The 22,479-nt window shown below is 38.0% G+C and carries 6 protein-coding genes; 3 read left to right on the top strand and 3 right to left on the bottom strand.

Features of this window, described 5'->3' with window-relative positions; all coding sequences use genetic code 11:
• Positions 1-29 precede the first annotated feature (29 nt).
• The gene (locus tag ACZ2G0_RS05125; RefSeq protein ID WP_470309292.1) at positions 30-974 is read left to right on the top strand and encodes a hypothetical protein; all 945 of its coding nucleotides are present in this window, start codon (positions 30-32) and stop codon (positions 972-974) included.
• Positions 971-2,068 (top strand): glycosyltransferase family 2 protein, encoded by a 1,098-nt coding sequence (locus tag ACZ2G0_RS05120; RefSeq protein ID WP_470309291.1) that lies wholly within the window; start codon positions 971-973, stop codon positions 2,066-2,068. Before ACZ2G0_RS05125 ends, ACZ2G0_RS05120 begins: the two co-directional genes overlap by 4 nt.
• A gap of 125 nt (positions 2,069-2,193) precedes the next feature.
• Here ACZ2G0_RS05120 and ACZ2G0_RS05115 read toward each other — a convergent pair whose 3' ends face one another.
• Both ACZ2G0_RS05115 and ACZ2G0_RS05110 read right to left on the bottom strand, forming a co-directional pair.
• On the bottom strand, positions 2,194-2,670 hold the full coding sequence (locus ACZ2G0_RS05115) for a hypothetical protein (RefSeq protein ID WP_470309290.1): 477 nt from the start codon (positions 2,668-2,670) through the stop codon (positions 2,194-2,196).
• Positions 2,671-2,713: 43 nt separating this feature from the next.
• Entirely contained in the window at positions 2,714-3,085 is a 372-nt protein-coding gene (locus tag ACZ2G0_RS05110) for a hypothetical protein (protein WP_470309289.1), read from the bottom strand.
• Between the two features lie 57 nt (positions 3,086-3,142).
• Here ACZ2G0_RS05110 and ACZ2G0_RS05105 point away from each other — a divergent pair, with 57 nt between their 5' ends.
• Positions 3,143-3,640 carry a DUF456 domain-containing protein gene (locus ACZ2G0_RS05105; protein WP_470309288.1) on the top strand — a complete coding sequence of 166 codons (498 nt, stop codon included), beginning with the start codon at positions 3,143-3,145 and terminating at the stop codon, positions 3,638-3,640.
• A 171-nt stretch (positions 3,641-3,811) separates the two neighbouring features.
• Here ACZ2G0_RS05105 and ACZ2G0_RS05100 read toward each other — a convergent pair whose 3' ends face one another.
• Positions 3,812-22,372 (bottom strand): Ig-like domain-containing protein, encoded by an 18,561-nt coding sequence (locus tag ACZ2G0_RS05100; protein ID WP_470309287.1) that lies wholly within the window; start codon positions 22,370-22,372, stop codon positions 3,812-3,814.
• Positions 22,373-22,479: the final 107 nt, after the last annotated feature.

Here is a 22,479-nt window from a genome sequence, read left to right as displayed (position 1 = left end):
AAAGTTTAAAGTTTTGTTTCTTTGCACTCATGATCTCGATTCCTCACAAAACTAAGCATTTCCTTGTACTTCTACTCAAAGTTTTGATCGTAGGTGGCGCATTTTATTTTATATACAACCAGCTAGCCAACAATGACAAACTAGATTGGGGACAGTTTATAACTAAATTTAATAAAAACAAGTCGGTTTTAGGAATTGGATTCCTACTACTTTTAAGTGTATTGAACAGGTACTTTGAGATTCTAAAGTGGCAAAATTTAGCCTCGCATATCAAACCTATTTCTGTGGGAGAAGCCACAAAACAAGTATTAGCGGCATTAACCGCTGGTATTTTTACGCCGAATGGTGTAGGTGAATATGCTGGAAAAGCCTTGTATTATGACAAACAAGAAACAAAACAAGTGATTTTCCTGAACCTAATTTGCAACGGAATCCAAATGGTGCTGACGGTAATCATTGGTCTGTTTGGACTCGTTTACTTTAACGCTCAATTTCACGTCATCGCCACTCAAACAGTAGCTTTCCTGTTTGGAGCGCTTATACTGTTATTTGTTATACTATTCTTAATCAAAAAAATAACCATTAAAGGCTATTCGATAGCTAAATTAATTGATAAGATTAACGAAATCCCCAAAAGAATCCATCAAAAAAACATCTTGTTAGGCATTTGCCGCTACCTTGTTTTCTCGCATCAGTACTATTTTTTATTCTTAGCATTTGATATCGACATACCCTATTGGACTTTGATGGCCGCTGTTACTAGTGTTTATTTCCTAGCATCCTCCTTGCCTACTTTTCAGTTTTTAGACTTTGCTGTAAAAGGTAGTGTCGCGCTATTTTTCTTTGGTATATTAGGCGTAAACGAATGGATTGTGATCTTTGTATCGACTTTAATGTGGTTTTTAAATGTGGTTTTGCCTGTATTAATAGGCAGTTACTATGTGCTGAATTTTAAAACTCAAAAAAGCTCATGATCGTTTTCCTCCTCATCATATTTGCTCTTTATTTCGCTACCATAGCGCAATTAATTTATGGGTTTAGCAGCGTAAAAATCTATGATGAGATAGGCTTAAAGCCAAAGACAAAATTTACGATTATAGTTCCGTTTCGTGATGAAGAAAAGCACTTACCGCTACTATTAGAGAGCTTCTCCACGTTAAACTACCCATCAGAATTATTTGAAGTGTTTTTAGTTGATGATGACTCAAAACAAAAGTTTCAAGTTCCGAGGTTCGAGTTTCGAGTTTCGATAATTGACAATAAACGCACATCCAATTCTCCTAAAAAAGATGCCATTTTAACCGCAATGCAACAGGTTACAACCGATTGGGTCATTACAACCGATGCGGATTGTACGGTGAATAAAAATTGGCTATTGTCTCTGGACAATTACATTCAGACACATGATGTGTCCATGATTGCAGGCGCGGTGACCTATGATGGTAACGACTCTTTTTTGCATCAATTCCAGCAACTGGACATGGCGAGCTTGCAAGGTGCTACCATAGGAAGTTTTGGAATCCATAAAGGTTTTATGTGCAATGGTGCTAATTTTGCCTACACCAAATCATTGTTTCAAGAATTAAACGGGTTTGAAGGCAACGACAAAATAGCTAGTGGCGATGATGTATTTTTACTTCAAAAGGCAATTAATAAAGCACCCGAACAGGTCCATTATTTAAAATCCACGAACTCGATTGTTACTACCCAAGCCTTGAACAGCTGGAAAACATTGTTTTATCAAAGAGTGCGATGGGCATCCAAAACCAATTCCTATCAAAGTATTTATGGAAAAATGGTAGCCTTAACCGTTTTTACGGGAAATTTGGGTTGGCTTTGTGCTGTGATTTGGAGTTTAATCGATTTTGAATCGGCAGGAGTGCTGTTACCTACTATCATTTTAAAAATAGTTATTGATGGGGTACTGATTCGACAAGCTGATCGTTTTTTAAATTCAAAAAGAACCAATTACCTTTTTTTAGGCAGCCTATTTTATCCTTTTTTTAGTAGTAGTGTCGCGCTCTATTCGATTTTTGGGAAATACGAATGGAAAGGTAGACGTTTTTAAGTAAGACGGTTGAGCTATAGGAATACTATTTTTTCTTAGCCCAGATAGAAGTGGAAATCCTTTTCATCAGGCCTTTTCGGCTGATGAAAAGATTGTAACGTATAGCTGGAAATAGCTCCAAAAAACTATTCGACTTTAAGAATCACCGGAAGTACAAACTGCGTTTTTACGGGAATTCCGCGTTTAATAGCAGGGTTTACTTTTGGAAAATTAACCAATCGAGCATGTAAGATGCTATCAATTTTAACGGTATTGTAAGCCACGGAATCCTTGGGGAATTGTGGTTCAAATTGCATTTTAGCATTAGGAAAAATAGTGACTTTGACCTCGATTGTATCTAGCTCAGGGTACAATAACTGAATGGTATCTACACTTAATTTCTCTTGAATTAGTTGGGTTAAAAACTCGAAAAAGCATTTTTGTCGCGCCGGTTTATCATCGAGTTTATCACAATCTACGAATGAGGGATATTCATCTACTTCTTTCCAATTGATCGCTTTTAATTCTTTTTCCAACAATTCTTTTTCCGACGGCACCGGTTTTTCGAAATAGTGACACGAACTAAAAAAGAGGAGTACTATAAAAAAGTAAAAATGCTTCAAGAGATTATTTTTGAAATGAAATAATTAGGGTATAAAAATACAATTATTTTTTTGTAGAGGCTTTCGAAAGTAGATATTCTTCATAGCTTTCAGCAAACCACTTCTTTTTACTTTCTTCGGCTACTGCTTTCTCTTTGGGATAAAGCTTAGCCAATCGATCAGAGAATGCTGCAATTTTAATCGTATAGTTGTAGAACTCTTCTTTAGTCAAAATACTATTTGGATCACTTCTTTTATTAGAAAACTCAAAGAATAGGGCATCAAATTCTTTCATTGAATAATTGAGAACTACTTTTTTATTTGCGTTGTAAATTTGCTCTTTCAAGACCTCATCAGTAGTTTTTGATTGTTGCTGCTGCGCATAGGTAGAACCTGAAAGACATAGTATCGATAATAAGAGTAGTATTTTCTGCATCGGTATTACGGAAATAAAGGATTACTTTTATACATCAAATTTACTAAAAAATAACTTATGGACAGCTTGCTTTTACTTCTCGGGTTTATTTGTATGCTAATCGGAATATTAGGAAGCATTCTACCCGTTATGCCGGGGCCAGTAATAAGTTGGGTAGGAATCCTACTTTTATATTGCACTACAATCCCTATAAATTATTGGATTTTAGGCATCACCTTGCTGATTACAGTTGTACTTTCTATTTTAGATTATGTGATCCCTGCGAAAGGCACGAAGCATTTTGGGGGCTCTAAATACGGAATTTGGGGGACTAATATAGGACTTGTAGTAGGATTAATTGCTCCTATCCCTTTTGGTTTTTTAATCGGTCCGTTTCTTGGTGCCTTGATTGGAGAATTAGTATTCGATCCCAAAAATCAGTCAAGAGCTTTTAAAGCCGCAACCGGCTCTTTAGTAGGGTTTCTAGCCTCCACATTCATCCAATTCTTAATTTGTGTTACATTCTTGGGTTTGTTTATTAGCATCGTTTGGAAATATCGTACCGGTTTATTTTGATCCATCCACAGTACTCTTTCCACTTGCATTAGAAGTAGGGCGTGCCCCAAAAAAGGGTCGAGCTATTCGCTGTATCTTTTACTCCGCTATCGCTTTATAAAAGGATGTCGTTGCTATCTCTCACGCAATTGTATTAGGGTTCTAAAAAATCAGAATAGCCAAATAAGGCTTTTAATACACCAATACTTTACTACTAATCGATTTCTTGTTACTGCCCACTACAACAATATAAACTTGATTTTTTATACGCATATCAAATTCATGAATCATTTTGCCTTCAGCATTTTTCGTTACTAATAATTTCCCTGAAATATCATAAATAGTGATATTGGTCGCTTCATCAATAGCGCTTAAATCTACTTTAATATGATTCCCGTCATAATAAATAAACACAGGGAAGTTTACAGACTCATTCGCTATAGGTGAAAAGTGAATTACAAATCGATCGGTAGCATCTTTAGTTGAACTCTTAAAATCGTATGTTGAATTCAAATTTAAATCATGTATTGTTTTGGTCTTTTTATCTTCCAATAATAACACATCAAAATTAGTGGTTTTGCTATCTATGCTCACTGCATAACTGCCATCCTTACCTGCCTTAAAGCTTAAAGGAACTGCTGGATTTGCCACTACATCTGTTAAATAACGTACGGATAAATCGGTATTCAAATCCGTTAAATAAGCTGAAGGAGCATCAATATTACGACTAAACAGTTTTAAAGCACCAGGTTCATTGGTATTAAATCCAAACTGTAACAGTACCTCATCAAAACCACTACCGTCGTTTGCTTCAATTTTAACTTTTAAACGATTTTCTTTTTCGCCTTTTACCTTCATCCAGTTGTTTGCACCGGTATTCACTCGTACTGCATTACCCATAGTGATCGTACCTGCTGTGCTAGCACGTACAAAAAATCCTTGTGTAGGTGCTATATACTGCGTAACACTGTTGGTTCCTGTAGTACCGTTGGAGTTAAAAACTCCGTAATTATTGGCGGCTGGATTCCAAATATACATATCGTATCCACCTGCGGCAGTAACTAGAGCTGTACGTGTCCAACCAGTAACCGCTTTCCAGTCAATTGATGATGGGTAAGGATTTCCTATTAAGTTAAATCCTTTTACAGTCAAATCAGGGCTACTGTTGGTCAGTGGGTAAGTTACATTTCCGTTATTAAGTACACCAGCAAACTCTTTTGTAGGGTTGACCGCTTGAGTCGAATACAAATACCCTCTACCGGTTACAAAACTAGCCGAAGGATGAATGGATGGCCATGTTGGGGCTACAGATGTATTTAATAAATAAGTCCAACAAGGCGTTGGCTCATTCCATAAATACAAGTCGTAACCTGTACCGTTACCGTAGGTACCCGTTGGTGTCCATGATGTTCCTGAAATTGTTTGATTTGTTACTGGCGAAGCTATAAAATGCCACGCTTCTTTAGCACCGCTAATATATCTTTTTACAGTAGCTTGTACATTATTTGAATTGTGAATTAGTGAGGCGTTTCCAGAGCTATTCGATTCTAAAATCAAGCCTGCTGTTCCACCGTTATTGGTAATTGTACCTGCTACAGTCAATGTATTGTTAGCATCTACAATTAGTTTCTTACTGCTATTGATCAATAATGTTCCTGAAATTCCTATTTGCGCTGCACTAGTCACTGTTACTCCTACTCCATTATTGATGGTTAGATTGGTAAAGTTTCCAGCTACTGCATTTTGAGCCGCATCAACATTATAAACAACTGTTCCTCCCCAGTTTTTACCTGCAGGAAAAGGAGTCAAACTTTGGGCAGCAGGAACTCCTGTTAGGAGCGTACCTGTGTTTGAAATAGAATTACTAACAGACAATATAGAAGAACCCATATCAAGTGTTCCTGAGTTGGTAAAATCACCCGTACAAGTCAAATCTCTCGTTGTAGAAACGGTTCCTCCAGTGTTCGAAATCGTTAAGTTCTTCAACGATAAAGCTGTTGTAGCACCACCAATAGTTTGAGAAGTAGTTCCATTCATTTCTATTGTACTGCCTGTTGATGCTGTAAAGGTACCGTTACTAGTAAAATTACCTCCTACTTGATGCGTAAACGCTCCGGTGGTGAATGCAGCCGTAGAGTTAATAACAAAGTTCCCTTTTATTGCTAATGGGTTTACTGCTGTTCCAACAGCTGTTCCAGTGATAGTGAAATCTCCGTTTATTTTAAGCGCTGCTCCTCCTGTTGTTGCCATCATGGTTTTGGTACCGCTATTGCTGAAAATTAAATTGTGATACCCACCAGTACCTGCAACCAAATTAAGAATCGTTTGATTCGTTCCATTATACTCTATTGTATTTGGGAAAGCTGTTGCATTAAGTGGTCCATTATTAGTCATTGCTCCTGCAATTCTCGTAATGGCTCCCGTTTGTGGCGTAAGCATTCCGCCTGAGTTTATCGTTAAATTATTAAAATTAGTCGTTCCTGAAATTGTGGCTGTCGCTCCAGAAAAATATACGGTAGCCGTTCCTGCTGTGAATCCGCCATTATTCACCCAAGCATTTGCATTTCCGGCAACGGTAATATCGTAATCACTTGCCACAAGCGTTGCTCCAGAAGCAATTTCTAACGTTTTTGCAAAAGCAGGCGCTAGCAATGGTAGCAAATTACGGTAAGGTGCTAAGTCACCATTATTATCCGATGGCAAGCTAGACGGATTAGGGATTAAAACCGCATCATCTGCATTTGGCACACCACCATTCCAGTTTCCAGGCAAACTCCAATCTCCATCATAGGATGCAGATCCATTACCAGTCCACGTATGCACAGTCACATTCGAATAGCTTAAGCTCCATTGCTTCACATCTAATGAAGTGGACGTTGCCAAAAAGTCAATAGAAGGACCTGTTAATTGTAACCAGTTATTTGTTGCATCATTTGCATTTTGATTTCGTGGAAACGATTTTACGAAATTATTCACGCCTAAATTTGGATCGTAACCGTCCCAAAAAACAAGTTTTGTTTCATCTGTTTCTGTGCCATGCAATTCACTGTCTAAATAATGAAGTTTAACAATCATTCTATCGTTTCCACCAGATTGCGCAAAACTATACGATCTATTAATGGCACTCGATCTCCAAGAAGGCGCTGTACCTAACACAATTTTAGTACTAACCCAAGTAGGTTTTGTATTTCCTGGAACATTTAGAAAATTAATTGTTGTGTATGGATTTCCAAAATCATAGTCTTGTCCATTATTAAATATATGTTCTCTACGTACAATTCCGGATACGTCACCCATACCAGTAGTTGCTGCAAGCACACCCATGTTTAAGGTTGCTGTTCCCGTCATGTTCAAAGCTCCTTTCACCGCTGTAGGATTAGAAGAAAGTAAATTTAAGTTACCCTCCACTATTAGGTCGCTGCTACTGTTTAAACCTGCACTATTATTAACTGTTATATTTTTAAAATTAGTTGCAGCAGTACCCGAAATAGTTTGCAACGCTGTACCATTGAATAAAAATGTTGTTCCTACTATCGTAGTAAATGATCCATTATTAACAAAGTTACCGGCTATTTCATGATTAAATGAACCCGAATTGAAAAGCGATCCAGCACCGATTGACAAGTCACCTGCCATATCTAGTACATTATTAGCAGTGACGTTGGCCATGCCAGAAACACTTAAATTCCCTAAAATATCCATGTCTTGATTTGGCATTGTTTTAACGTCCGTACCACTTAAGGTCAGATTATAATAGCCAGGAATCGCTCCGTTTGGATATACTACATTTTGGGTAGCACCATTGTAATTAATCGTATTTAAAAATGACGTTGCATCTAGAACGCCACCATTTGTTAATGTCCCTGCAATACCCATTGTACTATTAGCCTGAGGTGTCAAACTAGCACCACTACTTACTGTTACATTATTGAAATTGGTACTACCACTAATTTTTAAATTAAGATCTGTAAAAATAACAGTACTTGTCCCCGCGTTAAAAGTACCTCCAGCATTTTGCCACACGACCTCAGCACTTTCATTATAAAAATACAATTCTGAGGCAGGACCTGCATTCAAGATACCTGCATTTTGAATAATTAATTGGTGCGACTCTGCCAATGCTGGTAAAGTCGGATCAAAGGTGGTTGTAGTTGCATCAGGAATGGTCATTCTAGTGAACTTACTAGGGTAACTATTCGGACTCCAGTTAAAAGGATTGTTCCAATCTGTAGATTGTGAACCATTCCAGGTGATATTTGGATTTTCAGATGGTGCCAAAGCGATTTCTGTTTGACCAAATGTAGATGGTCTAGCACCGATACTAACATTTATTAAATCAATACTATTATTAGCTTCATCTTTCGAATTGAATCCAAACTCCACTATGGTTGGTGTTGGTAATCCTATGGCACCAAAAAACACCAATTGCGATTCATCAGCACCATTAAGTTCCGAATCTAAATAATTCAGTTGTACGGTAGCAAAGTTGCTACTTGCACCTATTTGCGCTAAGTCATAAACCCTTTTTACAGCAGTAGATTTCCATGTTGGAGCTACACCAATTTTAGTTTTCACACTTACCTGTGATGCCTTTGTACCTGTAGGTCCAAAAATCATTAAGGTTTTGCTATTCCCAAAAGTATAGGTTTGACCTGTCACAAAGGTATGTGCCCGTTTTATTATTCCAGTTACATCTCCTACTCCCGTATTTACAGCGTTAGCCGTTAATGAAAGCGTTTTAGTACCCATATCCAAACTACCTAAAGTAGCAGTTGGATTATCACTTTGTAAGTCTAGAGCAGCATTTACGGTTATATCTTTGGCTGCTGTAACCCCAAAACTATTTAAAACCACCAAGTTGTTAAATTCTGTTGTAGTTGCTGTACCCGAAATAGTTTGTGCAGCAGTCAAGCCGTTTAAAACAAAAGTACTTGCCGCCGTATTCAATACACCATTATGGGTAAAATTCCCTCCAACGGTATGCGTTTTAGCACCTGCATCAAAGGTTGCACTGCTTCCTATGGACAGATCTCCTACAACAACCAAATTGTTGGGTGTAGTCACAGTTGCTGAACCTGACAAAGTTAAATTTCCTAAAATAGATAAATTGGTAGATGGTAAAGTCTTTACACCGCTTCCACTTAAAATCAGGGTCGAGTAACGATTTGTTGCAGCATACGGAATAACCACATTTTGATTGGCTCCGTTGTACTCTACGGTCGTAACATTTCCATCCCAAGCCGGACGCCAGACTCCGATATTATTCATTGCACCTGCTATTCGCATGGTACTTCCGGTCTTCATTAACAGGTTGGCATCTGTGTCTACCGTCACATTATAAAAACTAGTTGCTCCAGAAATATCTGCAGTATCGCTTTTAAATATAACCGTACTCGTACTTGGATTGAATACTCCACCTTCGTTTACCCAAACATTAGCGCCGTTTATTAACGTCATTTGCGCATTTGCAACAGCATTCAAAATACTATTATTCTGTAATTTTATTGCTTTTATTGTAGTAGCGATAGGCACAATAGGGTCAAATGTGGTTGTGGCTGCATCTGGAATAATGATGTTAACAAAATCAGATGGAGCACCATTTGGTGTCCAGTTATTCACAGTGGTCCAAGAAGTACTAACCGATCCGTTCCAGGTAAGAGTTTCAATTTCATTTGCACTAAACCCTAATTCTAAACTTCCAAAAGTAGAAGGGAAAAATGCCATATTAATATTAGAAAGTTTAACCCAGTTTTCAGTGGTATTAATGCTCGCTCTACCATGCTCAAATAAAATACCAGGTGGATTTCTATAAGAGAAATAGACTAATTTACTTTCGTCATTATTATTAAGTTCCGAATCTAAATAACCCGCTTTGATTGTGGCAGCAGTTGGACTTGATCCTACGGCTCCTGTTTGAATAAGTGAATAGACTCTTTTTACTCCACTTGTTTTCCATGATGGATTGGCACCAATGGATAATTTAAGACTAATTGAAGTAGGTAATGTACCCGTGTTTTCGAAATAAACAACCATATTTTTACCGTTAAAACTATAGTCTTTATTTGGCAAGAACACATTTCGTTGAACGATACCTGTTAAATCACCATCTCCTATAGTCACAGCATCTGGACCCATTGTAACAATTTTTGTCCCAGTATCCAAAGTTCCCTTCGTATCAGATGGATTAGCACTTAACAAATTCAGAATTCCTGTAACCGTTAAATCACTGTTTGAAGTCACCCCTACAATATTATTGATGGTTAGATTTGGAATTGTATTCGAAACAAATGCACCATTGGAAATAGTTTGCGTATCATCATTCTCAAAAACTACCGTTGAACCAGCTGCAGTAGCGTCCAGTTGCCCTCCATTGGTAAGGTATAAATCACCGTGCAGTGTCAATACTTTACCATTCACTTTAAATGTATAAGTCGCTTGCCCATTTACGATACTTCCAACAATGCGATCTTGATCAAGGATACAATCTCTAACAGGAGAAGCTGCAAAAACAATCGAAGCTTCTTCAAGCGGAACCGAACCAGCAGACCAGTTACCAGCAGTATTAAAATCTGTACTTATATTACCTACCCAACTGTTTGTATTGAACTCCCATGCTCCAATATTTGGCGGAATACCACGAGCTGTTTGAGCATAATCGAGAATGATACTCGTACCCGCAGTACCAGTTGTAGAAGTATTTACTTTATAATCAGCAGCGGTTAATCCCCCTGCATTTGAAAAACCTGGATTGCTATTGATACTGTTTGCGTCTTGCCCGCTTACAATTGGTAATGAAACCACATTGCTTCCATTATAATACCCTATCACTCCACCGGTTCCTGATGCCCAATAGATATTGTAATCCAAGGTCAAATTACTTGATCCGCTGTAGTTTAAAAAGGCAGCATAATGGGCATTTGTCCCTGCAGATGTTGTTCTAAAATTAGAAAAAATATTATTTCTAAGATCTCTAACTGCACCCGAAGCTGCTTCGTAAAAAGCATACGATTTATTTGTAATACCACTACCTAAAGAACCGTTGATGTAGACCGTATTAAAATACAAACTTGAATTATTACCGCTTGTTCCGCTGCTAAAGATTCCATAAATAGTAGTCGCCGTATTCCCTCCCAAAGTAACAATATTGTTTGCGAATGTAACTGTTCCTTGACCCATTCGAATACCATAAATACTCGCAGAGGTTGAACTAGAACTTACGGATAGATTTCGAATAAAATTTCGATTCACCAAATTAGCGCCTGTACTACCCGTAAATACAATCCCTGAAATGTAACCTGTTAAACTTGCATTCGTATTTGCTAGATTGTAGATCACGGTTTCCGTAACGGTATTTACTGCAGCAGTTCCGTTCATTTCCACACCACTTACCGTTGCTGTAGTTGTTCCTAATGCTGTACTATAAAGATCATGAATACTGTTTTTAAATAAAGTTGCTGTTCCAGCAGTAGTATACACACCCACCGTTCTCGATGCTTGTGTACCGGTGTAGGCATTAGTTAAGTTCACAATTGTATTACTCGTTAAGGTATGAGTACCTGTAGCTTGCAAGTATATTCCAATCAAGTTTTGTCCAACTGTAGCGGTGCTAGCAGTAGAATAGGTTGCAATACTATTTGGTGTTCCGTTACTTCCTATTATGTTTTGAACAATATTAATTGTACCTGCAACACCCGCTTTTTTGTAAATACCCGCAAAACTGTGTGCTGCAGTAGTGCTGTTCCCGTATAGTGCAATAGAACCTATATTATTTTTCGAAATAGAAACCGTATTGGCGCTACCAATATAGATTCCGTACGAATCTGCAGTCGTATTTGTCGTCAAATTAATAGATCCCGTTCCTGTTGCCGCTCCAATTACGTTGGCAGTTGAAGTACCAATATTCACCGCCCCTGCGTTTATTTCTATCCCGCGCCAAGGCGTTGTACTTGAACTCGTATAATTAAAATTTTGAATCAAATTGGACTGAATTGAACTTGCAGTAACTGCACCAACATTCAAATACATACCTCTAAAACTATGAGCCGTATTTGCGTTTACAGTCCAGGCTCCACCACCGTTCAAGGCAGCTTTACCTCCAATATAATTTCCTGTAATCACAAAATTATTTCCGTTCACATCATCAATTAAGATTGCTGTATAGACTTTTGTACCTGTTGTAGGTACCATATTATTTGTTTCGTAAAAGCTATTGTTCGAAATCGTCCAATCGGATGAGTTGGAACTTAAATTGATTCCGTTTGAAGAACTATTGTCATTCACAAAATCAAAAATAGTATTGTATCGAATGGTATTTGAACTGTTCTCCCTGCCGGCTGTTCCAAACGAATAAATTGCATTTATAGCTCTATTTCCTGTAGCATTTGTAATTGCATTGTATTCTAAAATAGTAGTATCATTACCATTACCAGTTGTTGCTGTAGCAAATTCAACTATTCCGTTTGTAGCACTACTGGAAGATCCACTAATATTCAAGTATTTTAAAGCATTTAATTCTGCTGAATTACTCAATCGAACCGTCGCTGTACCTACTGTACTTGAAGTGCTATTGTTTACAATACTCATACTTTTTGTTGTACCAGTTTGGTTTACACGCCCATCGATGGTTACATTATCCGCTCCGTTTAGATGCAATAGTGGCGCTCCAGCAAGATCTCCAGAAATATATACTCCCGCTTTTGTTGGATACATTTTTAACGAAGTCCATGTCCCTTGATTCAAGGTAGCGGTAACGTCTTCAGCAGTACTACCAATAAGGGTAACTGTTATATCTTTGCCCGTTTGATCATAGCTATTTATTGCTGTAAAGGCTCCAGAAACTTTACTGTAACTTCCGTTACTCAATGGATTGGCATTAGAGACAATAACATTTGGCAATTTTCCGTCAAATTCATCGGCACCTATGTCTGGCGCAGAACCCGCACCATTAGTCTGAACCGCATAACCCGTATTTCCGGCTCTAATTTGTCCTTCAAAATCGGTTGTGATTCCAGCAATATTGACTGCTCCGCTTTCGATAAAAGTAATATCATTATTCAATATTTTCAAAAAGTCAACGCTAGATCCTACTGTGCTTATAAACTGTGGGTTTTCAGATACTGATAATTGATCGCGAGGTGCAATAGTAGCTGCTGTAAAAATACCAGCTTTGTAGGCTGTAATATCTTGGGCTGAGTTCGTACTGTTAGAATAAAGCAGATTAGTAGTTCCTGGAACTCCAGCGTAAAATAAATTATTGTTTGACAATGAACTATAATTATTCAGCGCGAGTGAGGTTCCTGGACTTTGTCTAAAAGCAACTGATTGTCCCGTTCCTTTTGCTGTTGACTGGTTTACAATAATATTGTTTCTTAAATTCAACGCGCCAGTGCTGGTGATTGCATTTGCTGTATGAAATATCCCTGAAGACCCGAAATTTGTTCCTGTAGAACTAGCATTCAAATAAATACTATTAAAATACACATTGGTTATCGATCGTACACCCGTATTGGTCATACTAATTCCACGAACATTATCCACCGCACTTGCTGCCGTTGCATTTATCGCTGCAATTCGGTTGTTATAAATGGTTACAACTTGATCCGTTGTTCCTCCTGAAACGAGTATTCCGTTTACAGTTCCTGATGAAATACTAGACGATGATGATGAAATATCATAAATTTTATTTTGGTAAATTGAGGTACTAGAGCCTCCTGTAACTCCAATTCCGCTTACACTTCCTGTCGTGATATTATTCGCTTGAAGACCGTAAATAGTATTTTGATAAATATTTTTTTCTGTTCCACCAGTCACAGCAATACCATTTACAATGGGAGTTGTAGATACAGTTGCGACCAAAGAATTAATCGTGTTTGCATATACTTTATCATTTCCAACTCCGGTTATAATTCCGTAGATGGATCCTAAACTATTTATATTTCGAATAGTATTATTTGTGGTTGCATTGGCGGTGCTAGTAATATTAACGTTCATAGCTGTAAGCGTACCTAATCCTCCGTTCCAATTTTCAAAAGTATTTCCAGATATCGTTTTGGTTACTAATCCTGTACCAGCATCGGTGTTTATCCAACCCAAAATCGTAGCCGATCCATTTACTGTAATATTCGAAAAATTATTATTGTTATTATTTACAACCACATTACTATTATTGGTTGCTGCTGTGCTAGTAAACAAAGTTATGGCTCCACTAGCCGCAGCACGTGTAAAGGAGGTAACAATACTATTACTATTGACATTTTGAATACCGTTTGCAGGCATAATCACACTGTTTGAAATAAAAGTAATGGCTCCAGTAGTGTTTACATTTAATGCAGTAAAGGTATTTCCGCTAATCGTTTGAGATAATGTAGTTGCTGAGTTGGCTATGTAGGAATGAATATTGCTACCCGCAACTGTATAAGTAATTCCAGTTATGTCATTATTCTGAATCGACAAAGCACAATTTGCTGATCCACCACTATTGCTTATCCCTGTTAGAGTACCGGAATTGGCAACGGCATAATTAATAAGGCCACCCGAGGTATTCCCTAATTGATTATTTTCAATAGTGATTTGCGATAAAACCGCTCCACTGTTCGCAATTGTGGTAACAGCACCACCAGCAACAGATTTAGTTAAATTTCTAACTTTGTTACCTGTTATTGCTATCGTTGTAGCGATAGCCGTATTTGATATTCCTCCTAGTGCTCCTGTACCTGTGTTGTTAGCTGCAATAATAGAATTATTAGCAATTGATACCGCTCCAGAAGCCCCACCATTTAAAATACCGTATAAAACAGAGGTTGCTGTTCCATACGAACTAACATTTTGAATCGTATTACCGCTAATAGTGATTCCTCCTGTAGCCAAATTATATATTCCATTCAAGGTACAAACTCCCGATGTGGTTGTTGCTAAAGATCCGATTGCAATTGAATTTGCCGTACTTGTACTTCCAATTGTATTATCCGCTACTGTAAATTGTCCACCTCCAACGGTATTAATACCATGGAACGTATACCCTATTGCTGCAGCACCAGTTGTACTTATGGAACCAATCGTATTATTTCTAATATTTACTGTACTTGTTGACGTACAATAAATACCTGCAATATAATTAAGTGTTATGCTTGAGCTTAATGTAACGGAACCAGTTCCTGTGGTTTCCCCTATTGTATTTCCGGTGGTAGTACCGATATCTAGTTTTCCACCTAATATTGATATTCCGCTAAACATTCCAGGAGCTGTGGAAATGACGGCTCCAGCATACGATAAATTAATTCCTGCAATTTTGTTTCCTTGAACACTGGAAGTAGATAGCGTTCCAACGTTCATTTCGATACCAAAAAAACGATTATTCACTGCACCGGCGTAGGTTGTAGTTCCTGTAGCTGTCGCAGTAGCATATCCTATCGTATTGTTTAGTATCGAATAATCGACTCCCGCAGGAGTTGTAATATTAATCCCTCTGTGAACATTCCCCGTTGTCGCAGTTCGCGTTGCCGTTTGAAAAAGTTTGTTTCCCGAAATAGTCCAAGCGGAACTATTTGCTGCCAAAAATATTCCGTTCGAAGCGGATGCTGCATTGAAATAATCCTGAATGGTATTATTGCTAATAGTGATGTCGCTATTGTCAATCAATACCGAACTACCCGCAGAATAAATAGCATTAGTAGGCAAATTGGTTCCAACCGCTCTGATGATATTTCCTGTAATCGAATTATTACTATTACCCACCGACGCGGCTGTGGAGAAAAATACCGTTCCAGAAGACGTTAAAGTTGACGCTCCTTCGATCGTACAATTTCGAACTGTGTTATTGGTCGCATCATTTATAAAACGAATGGTACTTGTCCCAGCAGTACTGGCCGTACTCGCATTAGAAATTATCAAAGAGTTTCCACCTGTGTTTAAACCATCAATAACAACATAATCGGCACCATTAAAGTTTAGCAAGGCTCCACCAGCAACAGTTCCAGAAATTGTTCTAGCCGCGCCTCCACTTGGTGAAATGGTCAATGTGCTAAAATCCGTACAACCGTAAGTCAGTTGATTCAATGAAATAGTTCCTGGCTCTGTAATATCACTAATTATATTGGCAGTCAAATTAGCAGAAAGACCTTTAGTATTTAAGTCGGCAAATAAACCTCCCGCTCCTGTTAGCGTTGGATAGGTTCCGCCTGTACCTACTGTTACTGTTCCATTTAATCCTGCCAAAATTGTATAACTATTAATGGTACCTCCAATAGGGAAAGCCGTCGAAGTCAAAGCAACACCTGCAGGTGTAGCAGCGTAGACACCCGTATTGATACCTACGTAGGGCGATGGCGTAACAATATCTTGAGCTGTAACAAAATACTGAATCACATCTCCAGTGGTAACGCCACCGAAAATTAAATTATAATTAATCGAAAAACTAAACGGACTAGCAGTACTCGTTGTTTCGATGTATTTCCAGCCATTTGTGGTGTTGTCATTTGTAGTGGCCAGCGAAGTACTATTTGAAGACTTCTTGAAATAAATTCTTGGTCGCGTACCAGCAGTAACATTAACTCCTGTAGCATCAGTAATGGTAGCCGAGATTGTTTTATTACTCAAACAACTATTATTGGCTAAAGCAGTGTAGGTTATCGAAGGAGGCGAGGCATCAATAGCTACATAATCATTTTCATAAGCTCCCATATCTGGCGCAGTAGTACTCACACCTGCATATCCAGGATTTCCTTGACGAACTACTCCCAAATAATCGGTTGCATAGTCTGTAATATTAACCGCTCCACTTTCAATTTGAGTTGCTATCGAAGTATTTACTTTCAAGAAATTGGCACTAGAACCGGTCGTACTAATAAAATTCAAATTCTCACTAACAGACACTTGATCCCTTGGCGCAATGGTTCCTGCCGTAAAAACACCGCTTTTATATAGCGCAAAAGTTTGTGCACTACTCGTACCGTCACTATAAATTAAATTGGCTGTTCCGGGAGTTCCTGCATAAAACAAATTGTTTTTGGAGGTGGTAGCATAGTTACTCAAGGTACTCGCTGTACCTGCACTACGTCTAAAAGCAACCGTAGCTCCAGTTCCTTTGGGTGCAGAAACATTGATAATAATATTATTTCGAAGATTTAATGCAGCTGTTGTAGCCGTTGCATTTGCTGTATGATAAATAGCAGAAGAACCAAAGTTGGTACCACTGGAAGCCGCCGCGTTTAAATAAACGGTATTGTAATAGGCATTAGTCATAGAGGTCGCACCAGTAGTGATAAAACCCAAACCACGAATTAAGTCGGTTCCACTAGCTGCGCTTACTCTTAAATCGCCAATAATATTGTTAGTAACATTGGTCATTAATGATGCAGTGGTACCAGAAACCTGAATACCGTACACGCAACCAGTAACACCACTTGTTGTTGTAATTGCAGTACTTGATGATGAAATATCATAAATTTTATTTCGATCTACATTTACAGCCGATCCACCAGTTACCCAAATTCCTGAAATTGTACCAGTAGTATTGGCATTCGCAGACAAACCAGATATTTTATTTTCATAAACATTTACTGTACTTCCGGCAGAAACTAAAATTCCACGAACAGAACCAGTAGTAAATCCAGTTCCTACTAAATTTGAAATCGTATTTTGATACACATTTTTAGTAGTCCCTGCTGTAATATTGATACCCGAAACAATAGTTGAAGTTCCACCCGATGAACTCAAATTATTAATCGTATTTAGATAAATGTTATCACTTCCTACTCCTGTCGTAATTCCAGTAAACGTTCCTGACCCACTAATGTTTTGTATACTATTGCCATAGGTTTTATTCGTTTCACTAACAATATTGACGTTCAGCGCTGTAACAGTACCAGAACCAGCAGTCCAATTTTCAAATTTATTATTAAAAATTGTCTTGTCTACACTACCCGTACCAGCATCGGTATTGATCCAACCCGCTATAGAGCTTGTACCACCTTGAGTAATATTCGAAAAATTATTATTGTTGTTGGTAACAACTACCCCCGTATTATTGGTCGCTGTAGTACTTGTAAATAAGGTTATTGCTCCAGAAGTAGCTGCTGCATTTCGAACAAAACCCGTTACGATACTGTTATTATCAACATTCTGAACTCCATTTGCAGGCATAGCAACATTATTCGAAATGAAGGTAATTGCTCCTGTTGTATTTACATTAAGGTTTGTAAAAGTGTTGTTGCTAATGTTTTGTTTTAGTGTCGCTGCAGAGTTAATAATATAGGTGTGTGCATTTGATCCTGTGCCTCCAGTATATTCAATACCTCTTATATCATTATTTTGAATTGAAAGCTCAGAACTGGCAGCACCACCAGAGTTGCTTATACCTAAAAACGCAGCGCTATTTGCAACAGAATAACTTAGTAACCCTCCAGTTGCATTTCCTAATATATTTCCATTTATATTTATGGAAGACAGTGCTGCACCAGTATTTGAAATACCAGTAAAAGTACCTAATACTGCACTCTTGCTAAGACTTCTAATATTATTATTGTTCAAATTAACAATATTAACAGCAACAGAGTTTGTTATACCCACAAAAATCCCTGTTCCTGTATTACTGCCTGCAATTACATTATTAGAATTGATATCTAGAGTTCCAGAACCACTACTATTAATAATACCATTAAAAACAGATGCTCCCGTTCCATAAACAGTAGTATTTTGAATCGTATTGTTAGTTATCGAAATTAAACCCGATCCACTATTAAAAACCCCTCTAAAAGCACAAACTCCCGTCAAAGTCCCAGCATCACCAATAGTTATAGAATTTGCCGTTGTAGTACTTCCAATGGTATTATTTGCAATGGCAAAATTCCCACCCACGCCTAATGTATAAATCCCGTTAAACGTATAACCAATAGCAGTACTTCCATTTGTACTAATAGCTCCAATAATGTTATTACTGATTCCAACAGTCCCTACAGACGCAACATATATTCCATTTATTAGTCCCAAAGAAGTTGTAGATGAAATCTGAATAGCATTAATACCCGTGCTAGCTCCGACAGTATTTCCCGTAGTCGTACCAATATTCACATTACCTGCCAAAACTGATATACCTGAAAAAATACCAGCATTTGTAGTAGTACCTATTGTTGTAGAAAAATTAATATTGCTAATTGTATTCCCTTGTACAGTTGATGCTGTTGTTGTTCCCACAGTCATCTCAATCCCTCTATAGGAAGTAGATTGCCCTGTATAGGTACTTGTACCTGTTGCTGAAGCACTACTGTATCCAATAACATTATTATTTACAATAAAATTCACTCCCGAAGCAGTAAGAATATTAATAGCACGGTGGATTAAACTTGTAGCTGTAGTAGTACGAGTGGCCGTTTGATAAAATTTATTGTTCGAAATGGTCCAAGCTGAACTGTTTGATGCCAAGTAAATTCCGTTTGAAGAAGCAGTAGCACTAAAATAATTATTGATCGTACTGTTACTTACAGTGTTTGAACTATTATCTGCACTTACAGAAGACCCAGATGAATATATGGCATTGGTTGGAGTTGTTGCTCCATCTCGAATATCACAAAACTCAATAGTATTATTATCATTTCCTACAACATCTCCTGCTCCAAAAACGATCAATCCACTTGCAGCAGATGCAGTTGTACCTTGAATAGTGCAATATCTTACTGTATTTGCTGTTGCATCAGTAATAAATTGAATAACACTTCCAGCTGTATTCGTATTGGATAAGGTTAAACTTGTACTTCCTAACTGATTAACACGACCATCAAAAATTACATTATCAGCTCCATTCAAATTGATTAATTGACCGGAAACATTTCCTTCGATTTTTAAATTTGGTGCCGTAGGATATACTAGCAATGAAGAATACAAAGAAGCTCCATTTCCAGAATTATTCAGCGTAGCCGTAGCTGTTTCTGTCGTGTTTCCTCTTAATTTGATGGTGATATCACCTTGATGTGTTCCATCATTAATTTTATCGAAAGCCTCTTTGACTGTCGAATAACATCCGAAAATAGTTCCTGCACTTGCCGCAACTTCAACATTACCAGTACTAACGGTAGCGGTTACTTGGGTCCTTGTAGCTGTCGTACAACTTGTATTTGTAGCATCCACCCAGTAAGATGTTGTAGTTGACAACACAGGAGTTGTAAAACTCGTACCCGTTGCTAAAGATGTTCCGCCCATTGCTGCTGCATACCAATTAATGGTTCCTGCAGAAGCAGTTGCTTTCAAAACAATACTACCTACCCCACAACTTGAAGCACTTGTTACTTGTGTAATCGTAGGAATAGGATTTACCGTAAGCGTAGCCGTTGCTGTTGCTCCGGTAACATTGGCTTCATTAGTAAAATTTATTCGATAGCGGTTACCCGTCATACTAGCGGTTACAGCCGTAAGCGTTAATGTGACTGATGTTCCACTTGCCACCGTACCTGATTGACCAGAAATATTGCTGTAGGTACTACCATTGTTCGTACTTACTTGCCATTGATAACTTACAGTGGTACTTGCTGTTGTAGTTGGAGTAGTTGCTATAATAGCAGTTGTTGCAGTTGCCGAAAAAGTTGCAGTTTGTGCTTCGCAAACCGTTTTGTTTATAGGAGCAGTCGTCACATTAACACTTACTCCTTGTAGGTAGGTACTATTACCCCCAGCAGTCGTTAATGGAGTTGCATAGTTGGCAATTAGAACTCTACCCAACGCATCTACTTGTGGTGAACCTGTTATCCCACCGTAAGTTCCGTCGTTATTGGTGTCGACCACAGCTCCGTAGGCTTCATTCGCATCAAAACTACCGTCATTATCGCTATCGGTATCCAAGTAGTTTGGAATTCCGTCATTATCATTGTCACAACCTAATACAATTTTACTGATATCACTAGCTGATAAAACTGAAGGGTAATGCACGATATCATCGATCAATCCTCCATAATAATTCGCCGATGAAGCACCAAAAGCACCTCCATTGGAATAACCTATATGTTGTACGTCAGAATGTGCTGCCAATTCACCAAAACCAGTTGCCAAGGTTGTAGACGCTACGCCATCAAGATATAAAATAACATTTCCGTTGCTATACGTAATAGCTATATGATGCCACAAACCATCACCCGGATAGGTAAAAGTAGCCGTATTCAATTGAACATTTGATTCTCGAACTGCCGCTTCTAATGTCGCACCGTTTAAGCGAACAGCAATTCCATTGGTTGTACCACCTTCTTCAAAAATAGTTTGAATTCCGGTAAGCGAACTTGGTTTGATCCAAATAGAATAAGAAAAATTAGTTATGGCCTGATTTAAAAAAGTACCGTTACTGTACTGCAGATAATTAGAAGTCCCATTGAACAAAGCCGAATGTGTGCCCTTTTTACTATCGGTAGAAAAGGAAACACTGCTTCCTGATTGTGCATTATAACCATTCCCAGACAAATCATTAGAAGTATTATCAAGAGACCAATAGCCATCATAACCCGCTTTTGGCAAACAATTATTTTCAATGGCATTTAATATTCCGTCGTTGTCGGCATCTAGATCAAAAATATCACCTACTCCATCACCGTCTTTGTCGTTTGGAATGGTAACAAAAACATCAATACTCCCCGTTTGGGAACACACATTAGACAATTTTTCGGTAAGCGTGTAGGTATAACTTGTATTTGTAGTTGGGTTAACAGCAATGACTGCGGTATTTGCTCCTCCCGGACTCCACACTATTGTAGGATTCAAAGGAACATCATCATCATAGGTTGGATTCCCAGATAGCGCACCATCTTCGGCACTCGCCGTATTGGACAAATCCAAAACTGAATTATCAAAGTTAATATAGACATCCAAATCGGCATCGACTACAGGCGCATTGAGAACATGGTCCTTTTCGATAACAATTTCAGATTGTAACAACGAGCGATTCCACAGTTTGAAACCATCGACTCTTCCGTTAAAATAGTTATTGGCGCTAGTAGTGTTGTTGGCAAAACGGATATTAGAATTGGACCCTATAGCTACAGGTCCTGAATGTGCATTTAGGCCATTGCTGGCTTTCGTTCCTTCATTGAATGCACCAATGAGTGTACCGTTTAAATATCCTTTAAAATGAAAGCCATCTGTTGCATTTTGATCGAATACAAAAGCAACATGGTACCATTGTCCGGCAACAATATTTGCATTGGGTGCGTTCCAGGCTGCACTATTCTCCCAAGGCAAACAATATACTTTACCACCTTCAATATACATTGAAAAACCATTTGATGCACCACCTTCGTTGTATAAAACTTGACGTGTCGTTACATCATTAGCCTTAAACCATAACATAACGGTGCGGTAATCTGTTACTCCAAGATTTATTAAATTAGAATTGGAGATTCCAACATAATCCGATGTTCCATTTAATTTCAGGGATTTATTGGCAAAAGTAAGTCCGATATTTGTGGTTTGTCCAGCAACAATTGTTGGGTTTGCCGTAGGTGTAAAAGCCGCTTTTTGGTCTATATAAATCTTTTTCGAAACAACTCCTTGAGAAACACCACTTATAAATCCTTCAAACGTGATGGTTCCTCTATTACCATATCCCCATGTTACATTGATCGTTGACGAAGTACTACTAGAGGGAGTTCCTCCCGTTACGGTCCACTTATAAGTATCATAAGTGGTAGGATAACTATAGGTTACCTCTTCGTTTTGACACACAATATTCTGTGCTGGAGCTATTTGCGCCAACATAGAATACGAAACTAAGAATAGTGCCAAAAAGCAAAGTAATTTTGTTTTCAAAATCTTTTAAGATTTGGGAATTAAAAAAAAAATAAAAATCAATTCTCAATAAACAATAGTCCAATTATCATTACAAAAGCGCT

Source organism: Flavobacterium sp. KKT103 (assembly GCF_055640565.1).
This window is presented reverse-complemented; position numbering and strand designations above follow the sequence as displayed.